This window comes from Providencia sp. NPDC089933, assembly GCF_049545585.1.
Taxonomy (GTDB): Bacteria; Pseudomonadota; Gammaproteobacteria; order Enterobacterales; family Enterobacteriaceae; genus Providencia; species Providencia huashanensis.
In genome coordinates, this window is record NZ_JBMWDT010000012.1 from 57,698 (window position 1) to 82,774 (window position 25,077).

Sequence of the window (25,077 nt, forward strand, 5' to 3'; positions counted from 1 at the left end):
GTATATTCCGCCAGTCTTTTCACAATAATAAGGTTAGCTATTATTCTTGCAAGGATCTTCTATGTTTAAATTTCTGGGGAAATTAAGTGATATTGTATCATCACTCGCCGTCGCAGCGATTGTGATGATCACTATTCTTGCTGTGTTCATGCGTTGGCTTCTTAATGACCCTTTAATGTGGAGTGAAGAAGTTTTAATTATTTGCTACATCTGGCTTGTCATGATCGGTGCCGCTTCGGCCGCAGGTAAAAGAATGCATGTCAGTATTGATGCCATCACCTCTTTATTTCCTGAAAAAATACAGTTAGTTATCGCAGTATTCACCCATATTATGGCTATCATTGCTTTATCAATTTTCGGTTACCTTGGATACGAACTGTCTATTATTGCAGAAGATAAGATAACCCCAATTATTGGTGTTTCTTATTATTACATCGACCTCTCTGTTCCTATTGGTGCATCCATCATGGTGTTATTTTCAATTCAACATTTGTTGGAAGATATGAGCAAATTAATTAAAGGGGATAAACCATGTCAGTAGTTATCGCCTGTATTGTATTAATTTTCTGTTTTTTAATTAACGTCCCTATATTCTTAAGTGTATTAATCGCTTTACTCACTTATTTCTTTTCTGTTGGTGATATTTCTCCATTAATCGCCGTACAGAGAATTATTGGTGCAGGGGAAAACGTAACCTTACTAGCTATTCCTTTTTTTATTTTATTAGGAAATTTATTAAATTACACTGGAATAACCAGTCGAATGCTAAAATTCACTGGCACTTTATCCGGCCACTACCCTGGAGGTCTTGCTCAATCAAACGTATTGTTAAGCACCATGATGGGTGGGCTATCAGCATCTAACCTTGCAGACTGTGCAATGCTGTCTAAAATGCTAGTGCCTGAAATGACGAAATTAGGCTATGGAAGGAGTTTTTCTGCTGCTGTGACAGCCGCTGGTTCACTCATAACCCCAATTATTCCCCCTGGGATAGCCCTTATTATTTATGGGTTTGTTGCTGACGTTTCCATTGGCAAAATGTTTATGGCTGCAATTATTCCTGGCCTTATGTGCTGCCTTGCCTTAATGGTTACTATTTATTTGATTGCCAAGAGACGTGGCTATAAACCAGCAAGAGAAAAAGGACCGACTTGGTCAGAGGTATACCAAACCGGTAAAGGCGCAATGTCAGCTTTCTTGTTGGTTCTTGTGATCATTGGTGGAATTAGGTTTGGTATTTTTACCCCAACAGAAGCTGGTGCAATTGCTGTACTTTATGTCATCGTTATTGGTACCTTCTTTTATCGCGAAATGAAGTTAAAAGATATCGCCGCTTCGTTTCTCGAAACAGCTCGTTCAACCGCGAGTATTATGCTAATCATCATGACATGTTCCGCATTAGCATGGGTATTGACGAATGAGCAAGTGGCACAAGATGTCGCGCGAATGATGACCAATTTTTCTGACAATCCTTATGTATTTTTAATGATAGTCAATGCGGTTCTGTTAATTCTAGGCATGTTCATTGAAGGTAATGCCGCGATTATTGTGCTCGTTCCTCTATTAATGCCAACGGTGAAATTACTCGGTATCGACCCAATCCACTTTGGTATTGTGATGATATTGAATTTGGCTATTGGTTGTTTAACGCCACCAATGGGAACAGTGATGTTTGTCGCGACGTCTATCACAGGTGTGCGTATTGCTGACTTTATTCGTGAAGTATTACCGTTATTCTTCGCATTAATTGTTGTTTTATTACTAGTGACATTTATGCCTGTATTTACAACATTCTTACCAAGCTTATAAAAATAATACTAACTTTAGATGGCAAGTAGCTCAGAAAGCTACTTGCCCATTTTAATTAAGTGTTTTTATTTAAATTAATATAAATGAAATGCAGCAAGAATACGCATATTCACTTCACTACTTGACAACAGACTCCCTCGTAACTATTCACCATTACGGCTGAGCAACAATTTTGGGTCGAATAAATATGGCAGGAATAGCAAGAAGAGCCATTAAATAGAAAACCACACCATGATGGGCTGGAACGCGCTCATAAATATAACCAACAATAATTGTAAGCACAGCTAACCCACCACCGGTGGCTAGGGCAGAATACACCCCTTGTAACGGAATGATTTCATTTTCTTTACGCGCACTAATAAAACGCATCGCGGCTAAATGGCAAACCGTAAAGGTACCACTGTGCAGTATTTGTATAATGATTAATACTGGTAAACTGGTAAATGCCCCCATTAAGCCCCAGCGAATCACCCCACAAAATGCAGATAAGAGTAATAGATTACGAGCACTCCAACGCCTAAATAAACGGTGGCTCAACATAAAAACTATCACTTCTGCGACAACACCCAGTGACCACAAATTACCTATTACTAAATCTGAATAGCCCGCTTCTTTCCAAAATAGGGACGCAAACCCATAATAAGCTGCATGTGCACCTTGCAGCAGCGTTACGCAAACTAAAAACTTCACGATGTTCTTATCTGCAATTAATTGCTTAAAGGAAAGCTTATCATCGCCCTCTACTTTGGCAGCTCCAGTCGGCATGATAGCGGGTTTTAACATTGACCCTAGCAATAATGCTAAGCAACTTATAATCAAAGCAACCATAATGGACTGATGACCCCAGACTCCCGCCAAATAGCCCATTAAAGATGAGCCGATAATAAATGCGATAGAGCCCCAAACACGGATTTTGCCATAATCGAATGAAAATTGTTTTTGCCAAGTGCCAGCCAACGAATCCCCTAATGGAACCATTGGTGCAAAAAACAAGTTAAACCCTATCATCACAAATAATAACCATGCCCAATGGGAACCAAAAGCAAAACCAACAGAGAAAATTAATGAGAGACCTGCTAGCAGTCGTAGTGCCATGATGAGTTTTGAGGGCTCTTTAACGGAAGGAGTAATAAACATTGCACCTAGGAAGCGAGCTGTTAGCCCGACACCGAGTAAAACCCCTATCATTTCTGCATCAATACCCTCGCCCTGTAGCCACACAGACCAAAATGGTAAAAAAATACTATACGCAAAAAAATAGGTAAAATAGTCAATAGCTAACCAACGTGTTGATGGAATGACCATCACCCCTCCCTTTTTTCAATGCAAAAAACCCGCTCATACAAACATGTAGAAGCGGGTTTAGGTAATTAAATATTGTTTATATTATGCGTAAACTGGGTATTTTTTGCAGATTGTTAATACTTTTTGTTTCACGCTTTCAATGGTCGCTTCGTCATTGAGGTTGTCTAGAATATCACACATCCAGCCAGCTAGCTCACCTGCTTCCGCTTCTTTAAAACCACGACGTGTAATTGCTGGAGAACCAATACGTACACCAGACGTTACGAATGGGCTTTTCGGGTCGTTTGGTACGCTGTTTTTGTTAACAGTGATATTAGCGCGGCCAAGAGCTGCATCAGCATCTTTACCAGTAATACCTTTATCAACTAAATCAACTAAGAATAAGTGGTTTTCAGTTCCACCAGACACAACTTTATAGCCACGTTTTTGGAAAACGTCGACCATGGCTTTCGCATTTTTCGCCACTTGCTGCTGGTAAACTTTGAACTCTGGCTCCATAGCTTCTTTCAACGCAACCGCTTTACCTGCAATCACATGCATTAAAGGACCACCTTGAGAACCTGGGAATACCGCAGAGTTGATTTTTTTGTACATCTCTTCGTCGCCACCTTTAGCAAGGATCAAACCACCGCGAGGGCCTGCTAAAGTTTTATGGGTCGTTGTTGTGACAACATGAGCGTGAGGAACTGGGTTTGGATAAACACCAGCTGCAATAAGACCTGCAACGTGAGCCATATCAACAAACAGATAAGCACCAATGCTATCTGCAATTTCACGCATTTTAGCCCAATCAACCACACCTGAATATGCAGAGAAACCGCCGATAATCATTTTAGGTTGATGTTTTACTGCTTGTGCTTTGATATCGTCGTAGTCAATCTTACCGCTCTCATCAATACCATAAGGAACGATATTATATAACTTACCCGAGAAATTAACTGGCGAACCATGCGTCAAATGCCCACCGTGTGCAAGGTTCATACCTAACACTGTATCGCCCGGTTGTAATAAAGCCATGTAAACAGCAGCGTTTGCTTGTGAACCAGAATGCGGCTGTACGTTTGCGTAATCAGCGCCAAATAATTCTTTTGCACGGTCAATCGCTAATTGCTCAACGACGTCAACGTACTCACAACCGCCGTAATAGCGTTTACCTGGGTAGCCTTCTGCATATTTATTGGTTAGCTGAGAACCTTGAGCCTGCATGACTCGTGGACTGGTATAGTTTTCAGAAGCAATTAATTCAATGTGTTCTTCTTGACGTTGTACTTCTTGCTCCATTGCTTCCCATAGTTTTGGATCATAGTCTGCAATATTCATTTCACGCTTTAACATTCGCTTCTCCTGCCTCAGCAATTCAATAGGTTGAAAATCGATTCATCGCAATAACACACAGTGTAAACTCTTTTTCTCTGTTGAGATAGCCCTAAAGAAAAAATATACGCAAACGATTGCATTAATTTTTTTCACTTCATTTGCTTCTTAAGGCTTCACTATAAAATAGTCCAAATTTTATTTTTTGACGCAGAGATCGCTGAATTTGCAAGCCCCTTCTCATTATGTGTTTATTTCAGTCATATTTTCCACGTTTGAGTATTTACTTGTTACCTTAAATATTATAAGTTGTATTTAAAATACATGTTTATAAATAAACTTTGTGTCTCTCAAATAAAAGTACGTTTATTACGGTGAAATAACGCTATCTAAATGAAAATATGCAATATATTTTCAAGTAGCTGAAAAATACATCATCGCGATGAACACTAAGGGAACATGAACATAATTCAGGAGCACCTGTATGTTAGATAGCCAAACCATTGCCATTGTCAAATCAACTATCCCTGCCATTGCTGAGACAGGCCCCAAACTTACCGCCCATTTTTATGACAGAATGTTTAAACAACATCCTGAACTAAAAGATATTTTCAATATGACTCACCAAATGAATGGTGACCAACGCGAAGCCCTATTCAATGCTATTTGCGCTTATGCCGTCCACATTGAAACACCTGAAGCACTGGTTTCTGCCGTGGAAAAAATCGCACAAAAACACGTGAGTTTAAATATCAAACCGGAGCACTACCCAATTGTTGGGGAAAACTTACTGGCAGCTATCGATGAATTACTTAACCCAGGTCAAGAAGTGCTTGATGCATGGGGAAGAGCTTATGGTGTATTAGCGGATATTTTCATTGGTCGTGAAGCCGCAATTTACCAAGAAAACTCAGATAAAACGGGGGGATGGGAAGGCCTACGGGAATTTAAACTAAAACAAAAACAGCCACAAAGTGATGTCATCACCAGTTTTGAATTTGTCCCTGTCGATGGAAAACCCGTCGCAAATTACCGCGCAGGGCAATATATTACAATCTATGTAAATAGTGATGATTTTGAAAACCAAGAAATTCGCCAATATTCATTAACTACTGCACCTAATGGTCATAGCTATCGTATCGCCGTAAAACGCGAAGACCAAGGCGCTGTTTCTAATTTTTTACACCAGCAATTAAATGAAGGTGATAGCGTATTATTGGCCCCTCCTTGTGGTGATTTCTTTATCGATGTTGATAACCAAACCCCTGTCACGTTAATTTCTGCGGGTGTAGGTTTAACCCCGATGTTAAGTATGCTTAACCACCTCACAGAACAAGGGCACGATGCACAAGTTAATTGGTTACATGCGGCTGAAAATGGGGCTGTTCATGCTTTTAGCCATGAAATACAACAACTGATGGCAAAACAAAAAGCGGGGCAATCTGCCATTTGGTTTAATCAACCTCGTACAACTGATCGGGCTGGCTTTGATTATCAATTCCAAGGTTTAATGGACTTAGAGCAAGTTCGTGAATGGATTGAGCAACCAAACATGCAGTTTTACTTCTGCGGCCCAGTCGGTTTTATGCAACATGTTGGTAAACAGTTAGTTTCAATGGGGGTTGATGCCAATGCTATTCACTATGAATGTTTTGGCCCACATAAGGTTCTGCCACTCAACTAATTGATAAAAAAATGCTCTTCTCGTGAGAAGAGCATTTCTTGAGATGCATTAACGCATTAAAATTGCTTTAATCACGTTTTAAAGCTCAAGCGGCTTAGTTTTCTCGCAATTTAGCGGTAACGGGTTCATCTAACAAATACACTGTTTTAATCCCATTCCTGTGTATTTTCCGTTACCGCTTTTTCCTTCTATGTTTAAATCGCTTCTTCGTCCTGTTCACCCGTACGGATGCGGATCACCCGGGCAACGTCATAAACAAAGATTTTACCATCACCAATTTTACCGGTTTGCGCGGTTTGCATAATGGTTTCGACACAGTTTTCGACTATATCGTCCGGAACTACAATTTCAATTTTTACTTTAGGGAGGAAATCGACCATATATTCTGCACCGCGATACAGCTCGGTATGCCCTTTTTGGCGACCAAAGCCTTTCACTTCAGTAACAGTCATCCCAGTTATTCCTACTTCAGCCAGAGCTTCACGAACATCATCAAGTTTAAATGGCTTTATAATTGCATCAATTTTTTTCATAAATAGTCCCTGTTATGACCAGTTTTTACGGCCAAAACCTGAGGTGATCGGATAACGGCGATCTTTCCCAAAATTACGCATGGTAATACGCGGCCCAATAGGAGCTTGACGGCGTTTATATTCGTTAATATCAACAAGGCGTACAACTTTACGCACCATGTCTTTATCAAAACCTAACTTAATTAAATCATTAACGGAGAGATCTTTTTCGACATAACCTTCAAGTATCGCATCCAAAACGTCATAAGGCGGTAGGCTGTCTTGGTCTAACTGGCCTGGAGCAAGTTCCGCAGAAGGAGGCCTATCAATGACACGTTGAGGGATAGCTGGCGATATTGTATTACGATATTTAGCTAACTCAAAGACGAGGGTTTTAGGCACATCTTTTAATACATCAAATCCCCCAGCCATATCGCCATATAATGTTGAATAGCCCACGGCCGATTCACTTTTGTTACTTGTGGTCAACACTAACCGACGGCGTTTATTAGACATTGCCATTAGAATAACAGCTCGGCAACGTGCTTGTAGGTTTTCTTCTGTTGTATCAGCTGCTGTACCTTCAAACATAGGTGCTAATTGTGCCATGAATGCATCAAACATTGGCTCAATAGAAACAATATCAAATTCAACTCCGAGCAGCTCAGCTTGTTCTTTGGCATCATGGATGCTCATTTCAGAAGTATAGCGGAAAGGCATCATCACTGCCTGTACATGCTCTTTACCTATTGCATCTACGGCAATAGCAACAGTCAGCCCTGAGTCTATTCCTCCAGACAACCCTAAAATGGCACCGTTGAAGCCATTTTTAGTGATGTAATCACGTGTTGCCAATACCAACGCTTGGTAAACTTGAGCCACTGAGTTCGTTTCTTCTTGAGCCCCACCATCAGTCACCAATACCAAATCTTCAAAATGGACTGTCGCTACTTGTTCTTCAAACTCAGCCAACTGGTATACTTGTTTACCTTTATTCGCCAATACCTTAGAACCGCCATCGAATACTAGTTCATCTTGACCACCGACTTGGTTGAGATAGACGATAGGCATATTAGTACGTTGGCAATGATCGACCAGCAAGTCACTACGAATATGTTCTTTGTGAATATCATAAGGTGAAGCATTTATCGTGAGTAATAACTCAGCACCGGCGCCTTTAACGGCATCCACTGGCTCGTCATACCAAATATCTTCACAAATCAATAACCCAATGCGATAACCTTTAAATTCGACTACGCAGGTTTTTTCATCAGCCGTGAAATAACGAGGCTCATCAAATACGCCATAATTTGGCAGTTCTTGTTTAAAATAACGTGCGTGTAATTTGCCTTGGTAAAAAAATGACAACGCATTATAGATTTCATCGTTTTCATACCATGGGTGACCGACGATAATTGCTGTAGCAGAACTGGCTTTTTGTAGGCGTTCAAGTTGTACGAGGCAACGGTCTTCAAAATCACCACGGAAAATCAAATCCTCCGGAGGATACCCAGTCAGTGATAACTCTGAAAACATAACGATATCAGTGTGACCTGCTTGTTCTTTTACAACTTGCAGCATGCGTTCACAATTGCCTTCAATATCACCGACTAGCCAGTTAAGTTGTGCTAGCGAAATGTTAAGCTTACGGCTCATAAGGTGTTTTTTCTCCCGAAGCATGAATATGGATTGCTCTATTGCACATAATTTGTTCGATAAAATTCATGCGGTCAATAATTTTCATTTATTCTTTAAAATCATTGGCTTCTAAATCATGACGACCAAGTAATTTATAAAATTCTGTACGATTTCTCCCTGCCATTCTAGCAGCTTGAGTCACATTCCCCTTCGTCATTTGTAATAACTTACGCAAGTAATTTAGTTCAAACTGATTACGCGCTTCAACAAAAGTCGGGAGGGCCGTATTTTCCCCTTGCAGAGCCTGACTGACAAGCGCTTCACTAATAACAGGAGACGTGGTGAGTGCAACACATTGTTCAATGACGTTGACTAGCTGACGCACATTTCCTGGCCAACTCGCGGTAATAAGGCATTTCATCGCATCACTGGAAAAACTGCGTACAAACGGTTTATGGCGAGATGCTGACTCACGTAATAAATGATTAGCTAATAATGGGATATCTTCAGAGCGTTCATTCAATGCAGGAATACGTAGATTAACTACATTCAAGCGGTAATAAAGGTCTTCTCTAAACTCATTTTTTTCCATCGCTTTCGGTAAGTCACGATGAGTGGCAGATAAAATTCGTACATCAATATCTAAATCACGGTTACTTCCTAAGGGGCGTACTTTGCGCTCTTGCAACACTCGCAATAATTTGACTTGCAATGGCATTGGCATATCACCAATTTCATCCAAAAATAAGGTCCCACCACTAGCAGCGAAAAATAACCCCTCACGATTACTCACCGCGCCTGTAAATGCACCTTTAGCATGGCCAAAAAGTTCAGACTCTAATAATTGCTCAGGTAATGCGCCACAGTTAATCGCAATAAATGGCTTACGAGCACGAGGGCTTGCTTTATGGATTGCTTGAGCCAATACTTCTTTACCTGTACCACTTTGCCCATTAATTAATACGCTTACATCTGACTGAGCAACCATATGGGCTTGCTCTAGTAAACGGATCATTAAAGGGCTGCGAGTCACAATACCAGAGCTCCATTCCTCATCACTTATTGGGGTTGATGAAAGCGCAAGAGCTTCGTCGATGGCTTTATATAGTGCATCTTTATCAACGGGTTTAGTTAAGAAACTAAATACCCCTCGTTGTGTAGCCGCAACAGCATCAGGAATAGAGCCGTGTGCCGTTAATATAATAACGGGCATATTCGGATGGGCTTTTTGAATTTCATCAAATAACGCCATGCCATCCATTTCATCCATTCGTAAATCGCTGATCACTAAATCTAATTTTTCTTTTTGTAATATTTTTAGTGCTTCAGGCCCGCTTTCTGCCGTAATGACTTTAAAACCTTCACTACTTAAACGCATTCCGAGTAGTTTAAGTAGACTTGGGTCGTCATCCACTAACAGTAAATTTGCCGATTTACGGTTTGTCATTAGGTTCATTCTCCGATGAAGGCTGTTCTACAGATGAGCCCGATGTGTTACTTGGCTGCTGGCTCTCTGAAGATGTAGGTTTTTCCCCTTCTACTGCATTCTCGACTTCTTTTTCTGTTTCATTAGTACTTTTTTTGCGTGAAGAAAGTTGGCGTTCAATATCCGTTAAGTTTTCTAATTTTCGCGCAGTCGTGTTCAATTCAAAAGCCAGCTTGGCATTGTCTTCCTTTAGGCGGTCGAGTTTACTGTCCATTTCTTGCTGCAAACGCTTATAACGCGAACCTGCATCAGAAAGATTAATAATTTGCACTTGTTGTTCACGCCATAGCTGCAATAAGGGGCGTACCCCTGTTGGAAAACTCAAACTATAGGTATTAATGCTATCAAGCATTTTTCGCCTTTCAGCAATGCTGGGGTCTGCTGAATTTAATAAGATATTTTGTTGAAATGCCGTCGACCAATCCGTCACCGTTATTTGATTAGCATCAGTTCGAGCCTGAGTCATATCAACCCTATCAGCACAATCCATCATACGTAACCAAAACAAGGCGTTTTCACGAGCTGCTAGCTGGTCATTATCCCAAATAGTTTCACAAGATGCATAGCGATAGTCAGTCACTTTAACTTCAGGTACAACAACTTGTGACAGTGTTTCAAGGGGGGATTGCCCATCTTTCGTAACACAACCTGTTAAAAAAAGGCCAAATAAAACCACCCCAATATGTGTAGTTGTACGTCTCATCACGTAACTAACCACCTGCTTTTGTTTATTAAACGCGACTTTATTACAAAGTACGGTTAAAAGTTCTGTAGACCGATTTACCATTATTCATTCTCTGCTGTTAGAGGCAGTTCAATTCTAAAACAAACATCTGCTGATTTATGAGGCACCAAGGAGAGCTCTCCCCCCATTTGTTTGATGCAATCCTGTGCAATACTTAGCCCTAATCCACTTCCTTTAACAGCACCTTTTCTTTGTAATGAACCTTGATAAAAAGGCTCAAATATCATGCTTTTTTCAGAATCTGGGATTGGAGTACCTGTATTAGCAACTTCAATCAGAAGTTTATTGTCTATCCTACGACTAGAAACCCAAATATTACCTGATTCGCTGCCATAGTGCACCGCATTGGAGTAGATATTATCGATTACACGCCCAAGAAGTGTCGGTTCTGCTAAGCAACTTTCAACTTTTAGACGCACGTCCGTTTTAATATTTTTCGCTCTCGCCGGTAAATTATGTGCATTTACAATATCGTCAATCAGCTTTTGCAAATCGACTAATTGTGCTTCAGGTGGGTTATCTACCAATTTGCGATTATAATCAAGAAGTTGTTCAATAAGTTGCTGAAGGTGCTTACTGCTATGATCTAAGATTTCGACAACTTCCCTTTGGGAGACCGTTAATGGCCCAGCAACCTCATCCGCAAGAAGTTCTGTTCCCTCACGCATACTGGCTAAAGGCGTTTTTAATTCATGTGAAATATGACGCAAAAATTCATGGCGTTGAGATTCAAGCCATGCCAAACGTTCGCTCAACCAGATGATCCGCTGAGCAATAGTACGCAGCTCTCGAGGGCCTTTAAAGCGTTCTATATTGCTCGCCAAGGTTCGACCAGTACCGAGGCGGTTAATCATTCGCTCAATAACCTTCACCGGACCAATAATCATCCTTGTGAATAAAGTGACCAGTAATGCGCTCAATAAAAAGAGGATTAAACTTTGCCAACCAAATAATTGCCCTTTATTGGCAATTGCTTTTTGTAATTGCTCTCCACGACTAAAAATCACATTTCTTGTTTCTTGAATTAAAAGTGCATTTTCAGCGGAAAATTGTTCCAATGCTTGAACAACTTTCTGGGTTGGTTCGTTATTTTCACAAGTAACTGCTTTAAGTTGCCCTAATATTTTAGACAGGTTAGAGGTATCTGAGTCTTTCGGTAAAATCGTCTTTTGGCGCTCAAGCATCTGTTCATAGTCAACAAATTGCTTTTGATACTGTGTCTGTAGTGTCGCATCTTGTAAAACACAATATTGCCGATAACTACGCTCCATTTCCAAGGCGAGACTACTCATGACCTCACTGCGCCTTGCGTCAAGCAATGTGGTCTTATTGATATCGGCTGCTTGATTACTCAGTTGCTCTAAGCTTTGGTAAGCCTGATAAGCTAACACTAAGAGTGGTAATAATACCAACCAGAATGCCATAACAACCAATTGGCGCAAGGAGCGCGGGAAAAAACGCCATTTACTCAATGCATTCATCTCATACTCATTAAACGTTTTTTAATGGTAACAGAACTCTTTGTAGGACGGGTAGTTGAATCACAATTCTGTATACCGCAATGTTGAAATCAGACTAAGTGTATAATGTGATAGCAATCAACATGCCAACCTCTCTAAATAAAGGTCGGGGCTTTTTAGCCACGCATATCTATTGATAAATAAATAGCAAAAGCGCATTTCAACAACCAATCACTTAAGATGATCTTTGGGGAAACTACACTGAGATAGCAACGCAGCGGTTCGAAAGATTGGGGGAGATAAACAGGAAGGCGGGATAGAGTATTGGACTCTACCCCGCCAGCGATGGGTTACTTCTTTTATATGACTATGTCTTTACAATAAAGATAATCATATAGGTGGTGCCTCACTCAACGTGTCGCCCTGTGTTTGATAAGGCCCGAAGGCGAGTATCTGTGCTGTTGGACGGTAGGCACCTTACTTTGGCGTCATTCTTGCTTTATGTGGTATGTACCCAACTAATTATGGACCTACATAATAAATTGAATGAGCAACTGAATATTATTATGCACAAGCCATGCCAACTTTTCAAGAAAACACTCATCACTTTGAATAATAACAAAAAATATATTCAATCATTCTTTTGCGGGATTTAAGTACACAAAAATAGTGTTCTCCATTCATCGTATTGTCGCTAATTTAAGACACTCTAGCACCAAAAATAAAATAACCTTAAATATCAATAAGATAAGTGTCTCCATTTGGCGACAGTGGCAATACTGGTCTGTCGTTAATTTTATACACCCCGTATTAGAGGGGGAAAAACCTAGTTAACCCTATTGATATTTCAGTTAAGTTACATTAAATATATTTATATTTTATGTGTGAAATAAAATATTGACTCTAATTTGACAATCTATAACAAAGCAGACAACCAAAAAAATAATTACTTATAATACATTAAGATAAGAAATTCTCGCATTTTCTTTTTATATGGTTTGCTTTTTCCGCAAAGTAATATAATACTTAAAAAGAACAAATCAATTGACCTTTTTTTAAACAATAATAGGATGTCAAATGAAAGACTCTTCAACGGTAACTAACAAACCAGATGACCTCAGTGCTGGCGTATACGTTTTACAGCAAACAATTGGTTTCATGTTTCAAGCTGCATTACGTGCAGCTGCAAAACTTAATTTAGCTGAACACTTAGAGAGTGGCCCCAAAACGTCAGAGCAGCTAGCACAAGAACTCGGTTGCAGAGAAAGAACAATTCGCCAAATACTGCGCCTGCTTGCCAGCCACCGGATTTTTACCTCTCTAGGTGACTCGCGTTTTGCCTTAAACCCTGAAGCCGAATTTCTAAAGGCTGATCATCCATTTTCATTACGCCAAGCGATACTCATGGTAACAGACCAAACATTTTGGATGCCGTCTTATCAATTAAGTGATATCGCATTAAAAAAACCGGTATTTGAAGATTTATTTGGCGGTAGTTTCTTTGAATATTGGGAGAAAAATGCCAACTTACCCGACAACTTCCATAATGGTATGTCATCATTTTCAGCGATAGAAAATAACTCTGTAGTTAGGCATTATGATTTCAATGAAAATATTGTTGTAGCTGATATTGCGGGTGGCTTTGGTGGTTTACTTCTCGAAGTACTGAAAAACAACCCAACAGTTCAAGGTATTCTATTTGATAGGGAACATGTTTTAGAAAATAATATCTTACACTTATTAGAAGATGACTCTCGTTGGGAAACTTGCCCCGGTTCTTTCTTTGAAAAATGCCCAGAAGCCGATATATTTTTACTTAAGTATATCAGCCATGACTGGCCAGATGACAAAGTTGTTGAGATCCTAAAAACTATCCGCCGTGCCATGAAGCAATCATCTAAATTACTCTTGATCGATTGTGTTATTGGTGATGATGACAAACCCTATTTTGGCAAAGAATTGGATTTACTCTGTATCAACCTTTCCGCGGATGGCGGCGGGCATACAAAAGCAGAGTTTGAAGCGCTATTTGCCAAGTCTGGGTTAAAACTTAACCGAATCATCGACACGGATACCCACGTTTATATCATTGAAGTATTGCCTGTTTAATCATCTAAGTAAGGGCTAACTCTTCAGGTAATAAAGCATTAAGCCTTAGTTTTATTACCTTGTACGATTAAGTCATTGCCTATTGTGGGCTCGCCTTCCCTACTCCTTTTATACTCTGCTTTTCTGATGAATATCAGAATTCTAAATGATGTTTATAGATTATCCTTTCCCATCTTGATATAAGACTGAGTAACACACTACACATTAAAATAATAAAGCCAAATGATAAAAATCGCCTTAATTGATGACCATATTGTTGTACGGTCTGGGTTCGCTCAATTGCTTACCTTAGAAAGTGATATTTCAGTGGTTGGGCAATATGCAAATGCCCAAGAAGCTTGGCCAAACCTAATTAACCTTGATATAGATGTGGCCATTATGGACATTTCTATGCCTGATGAAAACGGCTTGCAATTACTCACGCGTCTACGCCAGAAAAAGCCCGACTTCCGTACAATTATTTTAAGTATTTATGACACGCCGGCTTTTGTTCAAAGTGCGTTAGATGCGGGGGCTAGCGCTTATTTAACGAAACGCTGCGGACCAGAAGAATTAGTCCAAGCTGTTCGTTCTGTCCATCAGGGAGGTTGCTACCTATGTTCAGATGCCATGAGAGCTTTACGCCATTCACCGCAGCAACAAAAAGGAATTCAAGAACTTACCCCTCGTGAACGCGAAGTATTTGATTTATTAGTATCAGGGTTAAGCGTTAAGGTCATAGCTGAACAACTCGAATTGAGCCATAAAACTGTTCATGTGCACCGTGCTAATGTACTCGGTAAATTACAGTGTGAAAATACCATCGATCTGGTTCATTATGCATTAGAACACAACCTGATTTCTCGATAATTTATGATGAATAAAAGCCTGCGATTAACACTGCAATCCACCTTTCTACTTTTTACCTATTCATTATTGTGGGTTGGGTTGTGGATCATCGGTTTTTATTTGAGCCAAAATAGTTTTCAAGCAACATTATTTCTTCCTCAAGGGTTAAGACTCGCTTTAATGATCATCCTTTGGCGACGCTATTGGCCAACACTGCTACTCAGTGAAGGAATACTCAATCTTTGGCTATCAGAAGAACAATTACTGTTTCAACCTATTTTATTACTCTCTCCATTGCTTAGCCTTGGAGTCGCTTTTATTATTCAAGATATCTGGTGGCGATACACTTTATATTGGCAACGTTTATTACTGTTGCTCGCCGGTGTGGCTGCAAATAGCATTCTGCATGCGTTATTATTTGGTTGGTTATCCCCCTATTCCGTTAGCCAGTTATTTTTAACGTCATTTACTGGCGGAATTTTGCTATCCCCATTTGTTTACCTAATTTATGAATATCTACACGAACAGCACTACCAAATGTTACTTGACTATGGGACTCCTGATAAGCAATTACGTACTTCATTGATTGTCTGGTGCTTTTTGTTTTGTGTTGTCGGTTTAAGCGCTCAAGTCTTTTTTGCGCCTGAAATAGAGCGTTTAATTGTCCTACTGGTATTTATTCCTAATGTTTTTATGGCCTATCGCTATGGCTGGCAAGGTGGAGTACTTTCCGCTCTATTAGGGAGTTTAATTATTACTTTTGCTCGGCAATTCCACGGTGCCTTCGCTGATTTAGAAGAACTAGAGATGTTCTTAAGTACCCAAGCCCTTATTGGTATTGGATTAGGGATTGCCATTAGCCGTCAAAAACAACTTGCTAGCAATTTACAACGTTACCGCCAACGTTTAGAACAAGAGCTAAAAGCTCGTCGTGATTTAATGCGCCAATTAGTCCATACCGAAGAAGATATTAAAAAAGCGATTGCCCGTGAGTTACACGATGAAATCGGCCAAAATATTACCGCCATCCAAATTCAATCAATGTTAGTCAAAAAAACTGCCGCTGATCCACTTGGCCAGCAAGCAGCGAGCCAAATTAATGAACTCGCGCAGCAAATTCACCAGTCTACACGGCAATTGTTGCGCCAGTTACGCCCGCCCGTGCTAGAAGAAATGTCCTTGGAAAAAGCGCTTAAACACTTAATTGCTGAGTTTTCCTTCCCTGAAAGGAATATTCAATGCCATTTTCATTACGGTTTACAAGAAACACCAATAAACGAAACGGTTTTATTTACACTATATCGGCTAGTCCAAGAGTTACTTAACAATATCAGTAAGCATGCGAAAGCCACTCAAATCCATATATCACTTGAACAAGTAAATGACCAGATCCAGCTTATCGTTGATGATAATGGCGTTGGTATTCCTTTTAGTAAACGAACCAGCGGCTTTGGTTTACGTGGTATTGAAGAACGAGTCAGAGCCTTAGGCGGTGATTGGACGTTAACCACCCAAAATGGAACGAAAATAAGTGTTAACTTGCCCACATTTTGAGATAAAACATCGCAAAACTAGGAATTATTCCTACCCCTCTAATACCTTCTCTCATCCTTTTTGTTAAAAACTTGATTACATTTGCCAAACAAGAGAAACAACACCATGACAGGTAATGACACGTTGAGTCTGGATAACACTTACCGTTTTTGGCGTCGCCGCTTAATGCTATCAATGATTATTGGTTATGCCACTTTTTACCTTACACGAAAAAGCTTTAATTTCGTGATGCCAGTTATGCAAAGTGAATTGTTTCTCGATAAAAGCGATATCGGCTGGATAGCCACTGCGTTTTACCTTACCTATGGTATTTCAAAGTTTTTATCGGGTATTTTTCACGATATTACAGGATATCGCTGGTTTATGGGGGCAGGCCTAGTGATGACTGGGTTGCTAAATATCGTATTCGCCTATTGCTTATCGTTCCCTGCTTTATTAGTGGTGTGGACATTAAATGGTTTTTTCCAAGGTTGGGGATGGCCTCCTTGCGCACGTATCTTAACCCATTGGTATTCACGCAATGAACGTGGCTTTTGGTGGGGGTTATGGAATATCTCGATAAACCTTGGTGGAATGCTGCTGCCTTTATTGACAGCGCTATTAGCCACCCAATATAGCTGGCAGATGGCTTTAATTGTTCCTGGGGTAATTGGCGTGGTTGTTGGTTTATGGCTATGTAGTCAGTTACGAGGAACACCACAAGAAGAGCATCTTCCTAGCGTGGGCCAATGGCGAAAAGATGTGCTGGAATTACGCCAAGAGCGTTTGTCTCCGCCAATGCCAATGCTCTTGATTTTAAAAGAGAGCATCGTTTTTAACCGCATGATTTGGTTATTAGGTTTCTCTTATATCTTAGTTTATTTGATCCGTATGGCAATAAATGATTGGGGAAACCTATGGTTAACGGAAACACACGGTACCAACTTACTGAGTGCTAACGCAACATTATCGTTATTTGAATTAGGTGGCTTATTAGGGGCACTTTGTTCTGGCTGGGGTTCAGATCTTTTGTTTCGCGGCCAACGCGCACCTATGATTTTACTGTTTTCATTGGGCCTGTGTGTTTCAGTTAGCGCCTTATGGTTAACGCCAATTCATCATTATGCATTATTGGCTGTATGTTTTTTTGCTATCGGCTTTTTTGTTTTTGGACCACAAATGTTAATCGGTCTAGCTGCAACAGAATATTGTCATAAAAAAGCAGCTGGAGCGGTAACAGGCTATCTTGGCTTGTACGCCTATTTAGGTGCCGCAATTGCTGGATGGCCACTCTCTCAGGTCATTGCACGTTATGGTTGGTCAGGGATGTTTACCTTGCTCGCCAGTGCAGCGGCTCTGATGGGGCTACTGCTAATGCCTCTTTTGATTGCCAATGTCAGCAAACGGGAGCACTTAGCAGGCACTGTTTCACCCTCTGATAATAAAACCTGAAAAAAGGACTGACAATGAAACTGAAAACTCTCTCTACGCTTATCGCTGCGGGTTTGTCACTTGCAGCAATCACTACCACTGCAAATGCCGCAGGCCGTCTGGTGGTTTACTGTAGCGCAACTAATGCCATGTGCGAAACAGAAACCCAAGCTTTCGCGAAAAAATACGATGTCAAAACCACATTTGTTCGTAACGGTTCTGGCAGTACTTTAGCTAAAATTGAAGCAGAAAAACGCAATCCACAAGCTGATGTATGGTATGGCGGTACATTAGACCCTCATTCACAGGCGGGGGAAATGGATTTACTCGAACCCTATAAATCGCCAAAATTATCTGAAATCATGCCTCAGTTCCAAGACCCTGCGAAACGTAAAGGGAACTATTCTTCCGCGGTTTACATTGGTATTTTAGGCTTTGGCGTAAATAAAGACCGCTTAAAAGAAAAAGGTTTACCTATCCCAACTTGCTGGAAAGACCTGACTAAACCTGAATATAAAGGCGAAATTCAAATTGCTGACCCACAAAGCTCAGGGACAGCTTATACCGCACTGGCCACTTTTGACCAGCTATGGGGAAATGAACAAGCTTTTGATTATCTGAAAAAACTGAATGCGAATATTTCACAATACACCAAGTCAGGGATTGCACCGGCACGTAATGCGGCTCGAGGTGAGTCTGCTATTGGTATCGGGTTCTTACATGATTATTCATTAGAAGTCGAAAATGGCGCACCATTAGAGCTTATTGCACCTTGTGAAGGTACAGGCTATGAAATTGGCGGTATCAGTATCCTTAAAAATGCGCGCAATATGGATAACGCCAAACTATTCGTTGATTTTGTCCTCTCTAAAGAAGCGCAAGAACTTAGTTGGAAAGAAGGTAAATCTTACCAGATTTTAACCAATACCACTGCGGAGTCTTCCCCAGTTTCATTAAAACTCAATGACTTAAACCTAATTAACTATGATATGGATAAATACGGGGATGCAGATGTCCGTAAAAATCTGATCAATAAATGGGTTACTGAAGTAAAAATGAGCAAATAACAATTTGGTGCGGCGTTAATACGCCGCATTGAGCACTTACTTAACTAAAATAAAAATTAATTTAATTAAGCTCAAAATAGTTTGTGTCATGGCTAAACACCCTGCTTACACAAAATATAATGAGCTTAGGGGGATCTATGTCTCAAACCCTAACACTGACACCACCTAAAAAGCGAGATAGCACCTTTTTCTGGTTGTTATTAGCTTGGATTGGTTTTGCTTTGCTACCTTCTTGGAGCCTTGATTATGGCTTACTTGATTCTACGCAAGATGAAATCCTTGCCGCGTATGGTTGGAGCAGCTTAAACATTAGTTGGCTTTGGTATTTATTGCCTTCTATTTTATTTATTCGCCCGTTAACACCTGCGGATCGCTATCATAAAACTCGCCATTATTTGGATATTGGCATTGCAGTAGCAACGGTTGCTATAGTCATTTTGACCTCTTATCTTGAAGGAAAAGGCTTAGGCTACTCTTCGATAGTGTTATTTATCGCCCTTGGCATGGTGATGACTCTCGCACTAACACGCCTTGAATGGCTTGGTGGCGACCAGTTTGTTATTGGTTCACTCATCACTGTTGTCACCCTGATTGCGCTGTTTATTGTTTTTCCGAGCGTGGCTATTTTTATTCCCATGTTCACCGATGGTAATGGCGATTTTGCTCCCTTTGCGTTTGTAGCGATTTTGACACAATCACATATTGTTCAAGTCATTATTAACTCAATCTTTTTATCATTGGCGGTTGGTGCTGGCTGTACCTTCTTTGGTTTAATTTTAGCTATTTACACCACTCGTATTGCGAAACGCTCCGCAATTATTGGCCGTATTTTCTCAATATTACCCATCGTAACTCCGCCATTCGTTGTCGGTTTGGGTGTTACGTTGATGATGGGGCGTTCTGGGTATATCACCGAATTTCTCGCGGCCTATATGGGGTTAGAAAATACCAACTGGTTATACGGTTTTACTGGTATTTGGCTAGCTCAAGTCCTCGCCTTTACCCCTATGTCATTTATGATTTTGGATGGGGCAATTAAAACTATTCATCCATCATTAGAAGAAGCTTCGTATACCTTACGAGCTAACCGCTACCAAACCTTTTTTAATGTGTTTATGCCATTACTGAAACCTGCACTGGCTAACGCATTCTTAATTGTCATCGTTCAGTCATTAGCCGATTTTAGTAACCCATTAGTGTTAGGCGGTAACTTCGATGTTCTAGCAACACAAATTTATTTTTATATCACAGGTTCTCAGCTCGATTATCAAGCAGCAAGTACCTTGGGTGCATCACTATTAGTTTTCTCACTATTAGTGTTCTGCGTTCAATATATGTGGATAGGTAAGCGTTCCTATGTCACTGTTTCGGGCAAATCGTATCGCGGTGATGTACAACCATTACCTGTGTCATTAATTGCTACTGTAACTACCTTCTTAGCTATTTGGGTTGCCTTTAACGTATTGTTATACGGTAGTATTTTCTATGGTAGCTTCACGGTAAACTGGGGCGTTGATTACACATTAACCTTCGATAACTTTATTAAGTTATTCGGTCAAGGTATGAGTGACGGCGCATGGCCATCCTTATTAGATACCCTTCTGTACGCGGGTATTGCTGCACCAATCACCGCCATACTCGGCTTGTTAATTGCTTATATCGTCGTTCGCCAAGATTTTCGTGGTAAAAAAACCATCGAATTTACCACCATGCTGTGCTTTGCCGTACCGGGAACAGTGGCTGGTGTGTCATACATTTTAGCCTTTAATGACTCGCCATTTTACTTAACTGGTACCGCAGCTATCGTCATTATATCGATGACCATGCGTAATGTTCCGGTCGGTATCCGTGCCGGTATTGCGGGCTTAGGGCAAATTGATAAATCGTTAGATGAAGCCTCACTCAGCTTACGGGCAGGCTCCATGCGCACCATTTTCTTTATCCTGTTGCCATTACTGCGCCCTGCGATTTTATCGGCTTTGATTTATAGCTTCGTGCGAGCGATCACGACAGTAAGTGCCATTGTATTCTTGGTAACCCCCGATACTCGCGTAGCAACTGCCTACATTCTTAATCGTGTTGAGGATGGTGAATACGGCGTGGCAATTGCTTATGGTTCAATACTGATTGTCGTCATGTTGGCCATTATTTTCTTATTTGACTATTTAATTGGCGAAGCCCGTGTTTCACGTTCCAAAGCCAAAAATGCACAGTAATCATGGAGTAACTGACATGACACAACATAATTTTGTTGAATTAAAAAATGTGACTAAACGCTTTGGTACCAATACGGTCATCGACGATTTAAGTCTTTCTATTCCACAAGGCAGTATGGTGACCTTATTAGGTCCCTCTGGCTGTGGTAAAACCACGGTATTACGTTTAGTCGCAGGGTTAGAAAAACCCACAGAAGGACGGATGTTTATAGATGGTGAGGATGTTACCGATCGTTCAATCCAACAACGTGATATTTGTATGGTTTTCCAATCATATGCCCTATTCCCTCATATGTCGTTAGGGGACAACGTCGGTTATGGTTTGAAAATGTTAGGCTTACCTAAAGCTGAAATCAGAAAACGTGTTGACGAAGCACTAGAATTGGTTGATTTAGCTGGCTTTGCTGACCGTTTTGTTGACCAAATTTCTGGTGGCCAGCAACAGCGTGTTGCTTTAGCTCGTGCATTGATCCTCAAACCTAAAGTGTTGTTATTTGATGAGCCATTAAGTAACTTAGATGCCAATTTACGCCGTAGCATGCGTGAAAAAATCCGTGAATTACAGCAACAGTTTAACATCACCTCGTTATACGTGACCCATGACCAAAGTGAAGCCTTCGCCGTTTCCGATATGGTTTTGGTGATGAACAAAGGGAAAATCATGCAATTAGGTTCTCCACAAGAACTATACCGTCAGCCTGCCTCAAGGTTTATGGCCAGCTTTATGGGAGATGCGAATATTTTCCCTGCCACACTGACTCATGATTCAGTAAATATTTTTAATTATCACTTACCTCGCCCAGCACAACTAGCAACGGATAATACGGAAATCACTGTCGGTGTACGCCCTGAAGCTATCACGCTTAGCTTACAAGGTGACGATAGCCAACGCTGTACTGTCACTCATGTGGCTTATATGGGGCCTCAATATGAGGTCACTGTTGATTGGCATGGTCAATCCATGTTGTTGCAAATTAATGCCACACAATTGCAGCCAACAGTAGGGGAAAACCTTTATTTACAGATCCACCCCTATGGCATGTTTATTCTTGAGTAATGTTACACTCTTTAAATAATGCTTAATGTGGTTAGGCAACAGGTAAATGAAATACCAGAGTAAAGTACAAGGAAGTAACCACGTTAAGAAGCATTAAAGACTAGCTTAGCTAACAACAGAATAACTTGGCATTTGTGAATAACTCGTCGCCCCTCCGCCCTTTAGGGTGGAGGAATACGCAGCACCGATAGGAAGTTTAATCACTAAAAGCATGTAAGCCGTTATTTGAATATCAAACTTTATTTTTTTCTAAAAAAATAATTAACATACTTAAAAGAATAAATAACATACCGATTATCATTGAAATTGTCATAGACTCATCTAAAAGATAAGATGAGATCATGACACTAATGATTGGTGAAATAAGAATTGAGTATGATGACAGTTTAACACCGCCGTGCCCTATCATGTAATACCAAAGAATATAAACAATCACCCCATTAGCCAGCCCCATATAGATAATTGGAATATATACAGTCCAAAGAAATTCAGGATGTATATTACTCAATATGTTTACATCAACATCTAAAAATGGCATTAACAATACAAGAAAAATCAATGAGACTATATTTTGGTAAAATACTTTTGAAGTTAGGTTTATTTTTAAGACGATTTTTTCAGATAAAATGGTTCCTATCGCCCACATGAGTGCACTTAATAGAATTATCGCTTCGCCAATACTTATGCCAGATGGCGCTATAAATATAAAAATGCCACTAATACATAATAAAGACACAATTATTGAACGAAATTCAATGTGTTTATTCATTATGCTCAGCAAGAGTGTTGCCATTACTGGCATCGTATAAACAAGTACAGACGCCTTTACAGCTTCAGTATACTTTAACGCCAAACTATTTAATATAGGAACCAAAAAAACATTCAAAAAACCAAGTGGGATACTTTTTAAAAAGTATTGAATATTAAACCGATATCGACCAATAATGAAAAATACAAAACACAAAAAAACAACTGAAATAACTAATGAATAGATTCTAAAACCCCAAACACCTACTTGGTCAATTGCCAGTTTTGATATAGGAAATGCACTCCCCCATATTAATGACATTAAAGTAGCACAAAGAAGCACTTTAATTTTTTTCATTATACCTCACAACTAATGCCATTCTTTTGCTTATTTTATTAGATATTACTGTAGAAACAAAATGTGGGATTTTTCTTTTTTTTGTGTCAAAAATTAAAATGTTTAGATATGATGGGATAAATGTTTCTAAAATTTCTTTTTTTTCGTTATCTAATATCATCGTTAACCCTCCATAGTTCGCTTCCCATTTCTTTGTTAAGTTAATCACGATGCCTATACCATCATCGGAGTCACAATGTGTAGTTAAAAAATCATTTTTATCAAACTTGCTTAAATATATGTTTGATATCATATTTACTTTCTTTCCAGTTATACTCCATAAAAAATCTTTAAATTTAACATCATCAACAACCGCAATTAAATCAACTAAAATTATTTTAATTTCATCAAAGCATATTCTTCTAAATGAAAATGAAAACTCGCCATTATCTCTATCCTCAAATGCTATTGTTTTTTCATAATTGATACTCTCTATATCAGTGTCAGAAAGATAAAAATCGCTTACCCCTCGCCTATTTTTTATAATAAAACTCCATTTATCCTCTTCAATATTATTAATTAAATTTAAATTAACTTCAAATTCAGGAAAAAAATCTTTTATTGAAAAACTAGTATACCCATTACTTAAAAATTCTTTGTTATGCTTACTTATCCCCATTAAACAGATTCTCCTCTGAAAAACTCAAGTCCCTAAGTGAGATTGTAACTTTCCTTCCTTCCAATGAGATAGCATCATATTTAGTAATAACTTTAATTACTTGGTCAACCACTAACCCTGACATTACAGCTAGTGATGGTGAGCTTTGCCAAGCATTAACAGTTCTCACCCCATTTAAAAACTGTTGCTTCATTCTTGCTTCTTGAAACTCTTTCACTGTCGGGTCATCACTATAGAATGTTTTTTTAATTTGATGTTTAACATCAAAATATGTTTTCCCTATTTGATTATTTAAATAAATAGGTCCTATGGATATTTCATGTGGGTCCCCACCAAGCTCAATGATAGGTATCGATTTATCAATAGCAACTTTGTGTATTACCTCCTCTACCGTATTTTTTTTGTAGTAGCCTAAACTTGCCCATGCAAGTAAAATCATATCAACATTATTAAGTAAATCATTAATTCTATTTTCATTTGGCGTTAAAAATTCAAAAAACTTTTCTATTTTAGTGTGTTTATTATGCTTATATATTCCATTTTCAGCTGAGTCAACTTTTCTTTTTCCGATATCCTCCTCTGTATATAAGACTTGTCTATTTAGGTTTGATAATTCGACAATATCACCATCAACAATCCTTAACGTTCCAACCCCCATTAATGCAAGTTGTAATGAGCACCATGTTCCCCATCCACCCATTCCCAGCACTAAAACTCTGCTTTTTTTCAAACGTTCCTGATATCTTATCGATGATAAATTATCATTATCGACTAAAGAAAATTGTAATAATTGACGATCGTACAATTCAATCTCTCTAGAAGAAAGTAATTCGGATGAAATAATATTATCTTCAACTAAACCACATGATATCATTTTTTGAATAAAATCTATGACTTCATATTCTTCAACATTTAAGTTTCTATTTAATAGTTCCTTTATTATTCTAGGTAATGTATGCTCTCCATCTAATTTAGACAATACGACTTTTACCCATTCAGGGGGGGACTTAATTATTTTAGCCTTACTAGGGATCTCACCAATACAAATATTTCCATTATCAGATTCAATAACATGATGAGAACGCTTTATCATTGGTTTTGTTATTCCGTTATACATATT

20 protein-coding genes are annotated in these 25,077 nt (G+C 39.4%); 10 read left to right on the plus strand and 10 right to left on the minus strand.

Annotation, left to right across the window (positions count from 1 at the left end; translation table 11 throughout):
- Positions 1-61: 61 nt before the first annotated feature.
- On the plus strand, positions 62-541 hold the full coding sequence (locus tag ACPEH5_RS16550; RefSeq protein WP_048607855.1) for a TRAP transporter small permease: 480 nt from the start codon (positions 62-64) through the stop codon (positions 539-541).
- Positions 532-1,809 (plus strand): TRAP transporter large permease, encoded by a 1,278-nt coding sequence (locus tag ACPEH5_RS16555; protein ID WP_042844653.1) that lies wholly within the window; start codon positions 532-534, stop codon positions 1,807-1,809. The genes ACPEH5_RS16550 and ACPEH5_RS16555 overlap by 10 nt, the downstream gene beginning before the upstream one ends.
- A 153-nt stretch (positions 1,810-1,962) precedes the next feature.
- Here the strand turns inward: ACPEH5_RS16555 and ACPEH5_RS16560 are convergent, their stop codons facing one another.
- Both ACPEH5_RS16560 and glyA read right to left on the minus strand, forming a co-directional pair.
- The gene (locus tag ACPEH5_RS16560) at positions 1,963-3,114 is read right to left on the minus strand and encodes a 3-phenylpropionate MFS transporter (RefSeq protein WP_042844654.1); all 1,152 of its coding nucleotides are present in this window, start codon (positions 3,112-3,114) and stop codon (positions 1,963-1,965) included.
- An 81-nt stretch (positions 3,115-3,195) separates the two neighbouring features.
- Entirely contained in the window at positions 3,196-4,449 is a 1,254-nt protein-coding gene (gene glyA, locus ACPEH5_RS16565) for a serine hydroxymethyltransferase (RefSeq protein ID WP_105881182.1), read from the minus strand.
- A 463-nt stretch (positions 4,450-4,912) separates the two neighbouring features.
- On the opposite strand from glyA, the gene hmpA reads away from it, so the two are divergent.
- Positions 4,913-6,112: an NO-inducible flavohemoprotein gene (gene hmpA, locus ACPEH5_RS16570; protein ID WP_042844659.1), complete on the plus strand. Its 1,200-nt coding sequence runs from the start codon at positions 4,913-4,915 to the stop codon at positions 6,110-6,112.
- A 194-nt stretch (positions 6,113-6,306) separates the two neighbouring features.
- Here hmpA and glnB read toward each other — a convergent pair whose 3' ends face one another.
- The 5 genes from glnB to ACPEH5_RS16595 all read right to left on the minus strand — a co-directional run bounded on the left by glnB (position 6,307) and on the right by ACPEH5_RS16595 (position 11,974).
- The gene (gene glnB / locus ACPEH5_RS16575; RefSeq protein ID WP_004912721.1) at positions 6,307-6,645 is read right to left on the minus strand and encodes a nitrogen regulatory protein P-II; all 339 of its coding nucleotides are present in this window, start codon (positions 6,643-6,645) and stop codon (positions 6,307-6,309) included.
- 12 nt (positions 6,646-6,657) lie between these two features.
- Positions 6,658-8,280 (minus strand): NAD+ synthase, encoded by a 1,623-nt coding sequence (locus ACPEH5_RS16580; protein WP_071548212.1) that lies wholly within the window; start codon positions 8,278-8,280, stop codon positions 6,658-6,660.
- Between the two features lie 88 nt (positions 8,281-8,368).
- Entirely contained in the window at positions 8,369-9,709 is a 1,341-nt protein-coding gene (glrR, locus tag ACPEH5_RS16585; protein ID WP_042844663.1) for a two-component system response regulator GlrR, read from the minus strand.
- Entirely contained in the window at positions 9,696-10,451 is a 756-nt protein-coding gene (gene qseG, locus ACPEH5_RS16590) for a two-component system QseEF-associated lipoprotein QseG (RefSeq protein ID WP_071548855.1), read from the minus strand. The genes glrR and qseG overlap by 14 nt, the downstream gene beginning before the upstream one ends.
- A gap of 83 nt (positions 10,452-10,534) precedes the next feature.
- Positions 10,535-11,974 carry a sensor histidine kinase gene (locus ACPEH5_RS16595; RefSeq protein WP_042844664.1) on the minus strand — a complete coding sequence of 480 codons (1,440 nt, stop codon included), beginning with the start codon at positions 11,972-11,974 and terminating at the stop codon, positions 10,535-10,537.
- A 1,056-nt stretch (positions 11,975-13,030) separates the two neighbouring features.
- Between ACPEH5_RS16595 and ACPEH5_RS16600 the strand changes: the two genes are divergently transcribed.
- The 7 genes from ACPEH5_RS16600 to fbpC all read left to right on the plus strand — a co-directional run bounded on the left by ACPEH5_RS16600 (position 13,031) and on the right by fbpC (position 22,194).
- Positions 13,031-14,062: a methyltransferase gene (locus ACPEH5_RS16600; RefSeq protein ID WP_042844666.1), complete on the plus strand. Its 1,032-nt coding sequence runs from the start codon at positions 13,031-13,033 to the stop codon at positions 14,060-14,062.
- A gap of 222 nt (positions 14,063-14,284) precedes the next feature.
- Entirely contained in the window at positions 14,285-14,911 is a 627-nt protein-coding gene (locus ACPEH5_RS16605; protein WP_042844669.1) for a response regulator transcription factor, read from the plus strand.
- A gap of 6 nt (positions 14,912-14,917) precedes the next feature.
- The gene (locus ACPEH5_RS16610) at positions 14,918-16,444 is read left to right on the plus strand and encodes an MASE1 domain-containing sensor histidine kinase (protein WP_181469342.1); all 1,527 of its coding nucleotides are present in this window, start codon (positions 14,918-14,920) and stop codon (positions 16,442-16,444) included.
- Positions 16,445-16,549: 105 nt separating this feature from the next.
- On the plus strand, positions 16,550-17,875 hold the full coding sequence (gene uhpC / locus ACPEH5_RS16615) for an MFS transporter family glucose-6-phosphate receptor UhpC (RefSeq protein ID WP_042844672.1): 1,326 nt from the start codon (positions 16,550-16,552) through the stop codon (positions 17,873-17,875).
- Between the two features lie 14 nt (positions 17,876-17,889).
- Entirely contained in the window at positions 17,890-18,921 is a 1,032-nt protein-coding gene (locus ACPEH5_RS16620; RefSeq protein ID WP_042844675.1) for an ABC transporter substrate-binding protein, read from the plus strand.
- Positions 18,922-19,058: 137 nt separating this feature from the next.
- Positions 19,059-21,137: an ABC transporter permease gene (locus ACPEH5_RS16625; protein ID WP_166686818.1), complete on the plus strand. Its 2,079-nt coding sequence runs from the start codon at positions 19,059-19,061 to the stop codon at positions 21,135-21,137.
- A 16-nt stretch (positions 21,138-21,153) separates the two neighbouring features.
- Positions 21,154-22,194 carry a ferric ABC transporter ATP-binding protein gene (fbpC, locus tag ACPEH5_RS16630; protein ID WP_042844680.1) on the plus strand — a complete coding sequence of 347 codons (1,041 nt, stop codon included), beginning with the start codon at positions 21,154-21,156 and terminating at the stop codon, positions 22,192-22,194.
- Between the two features lie 232 nt (positions 22,195-22,426).
- On the opposite strand, the gene ACPEH5_RS16635 is transcribed toward fbpC, so the two are convergent.
- The 3 genes from ACPEH5_RS16635 to ACPEH5_RS16645 are packed head-to-tail and all read right to left on the minus strand — an operon-like array spanning position 22,427 to position 25,074.
- A complete protein-coding gene (locus ACPEH5_RS16635) occupies positions 22,427-23,299 on the minus strand; it encodes a DMT family transporter (protein ID WP_131680551.1) in 873 nt (290 codons plus the stop codon).
- Complete coding sequence (locus ACPEH5_RS16640) at positions 23,286-23,957, minus strand: 2OG-Fe(II) oxygenase family protein (RefSeq protein ID WP_129466134.1); 672 nt, start codon at positions 23,955-23,957, stop codon at positions 23,286-23,288. Before ACPEH5_RS16640 ends, ACPEH5_RS16635 begins: the two co-directional genes overlap by 14 nt.
- A complete protein-coding gene (locus tag ACPEH5_RS16645) occupies positions 23,944-25,074 on the minus strand; it encodes a ThiF family adenylyltransferase (protein WP_129466135.1) in 1,131 nt (376 codons plus the stop codon). Before ACPEH5_RS16645 ends, ACPEH5_RS16640 begins: the two co-directional genes overlap by 14 nt.
- Positions 25,075-25,077: the final 3 nt, after the last annotated feature.